This is a genomic window from Pauljensenia sp. C0254C2, assembly GCF_056583835.1.
This window is the reverse complement of the sequence record NZ_JBWPJO010000037.1, coordinates 1-1,055: the sequence shown is the minus strand read 5'-3', so window position 1 is coordinate 1,055 and position 1,055 is coordinate 1. Positions and strand designations below refer to the sequence as shown.

Here is a 1,055-nt window from a genome sequence, read left to right as displayed (position 1 = left end):
GGCAGATTGTAAAATTTAAGTTGAACATTTAAGTAGACAGAAAAACCCATCAAGGTCTTTAATGGTGTTACCACAACATTCCATTAGAAAGAAGGACCTTAATGGGCACCACTATTTTATCATTCCAGAACCGCGTTGTCATTGAAACGCTTCATAATGAAGGACGTTCCTTACGATACATCGCTAATTACTTAGGCTTTAGTAAAACCACAGTCTTTAACGAACTTCACCGGCTCAACGGTGAGTATCAAGCTGAACTAGCGCAAACTGACTTTGAACGCAAGGTTAGTCAACGGGGGCGGAAGTCTTCGCTCACTAAAAACCTTAAACACTTGATCGAGGAAAAGATTCAAGTCCAGAAGTGGTCCCCTGAACAAGTTGCCCATGTAGTTGGAATTGCCTACAAGACGGTCTATAACTGGATTGATCAAGGATGGCTTGATGTACAGTTGCCCGATTTGCCTGATCATGGAATTCGTCGTCATCGCGCTAAAGAAAAGCGTGGTACGTTCAGTCACGGCCGCTCCATTGAGGAGCGTTCTCATAAAGTCGAAACTCGCCAGGAGTTCGGCCACTTTGAAGCTGATACCGTACTTTCTGGCAAACGTAAAGGTCAAGCTGTGGCTACTTTTGTGGAGCGTAAGAGTCGCCTGACAATTGTTAAACGGCTCCATGGTCGCGACAGTCAGTCCATGACTCAAGCCGTACTTGAACTAGCTAGTCAACTTCAAGACAAGCTCAAGACGCTTACCGTAGATCATGGTAAAGAGTTCGCTAACTACCAGGCAATTGAGCAGCGAACTGGTACTCCGGTTTATTTTGCCCATGCTTATTCACCACATGAACGCGGTAGTAATGAGAACCGTAACCGAGTTTTGCGACGGTTTATTCCCAAGGGACAAGCCATTGAAGAACTAAGTGATTACCAACTGGTTCAAATCAATTGGTATCTGAATTCACGGCCACTTAAATGTCTTAATTGGCATACACCAATCGAGATCTTCTTGCTTAATCTACGTCACTAAATTCGTTCAAGTTATTTCTTGCAATCTGCC

General features: G+C 44.0%; 1 protein-coding gene. It reads left to right on the top strand.

Features of this window, described 5'->3' with window-relative positions; translation table 11 throughout:
* Positions 1-101: 101 nt before the first annotated feature.
* A complete protein-coding gene (locus tag AC1DA5_RS10550; RefSeq protein ID WP_003665461.1) occupies positions 102-1,025 on the top strand; it encodes an IS30 family transposase in 924 nt (307 codons plus the stop codon).
* Positions 1,026-1,055: the final 30 nt, after the last annotated feature.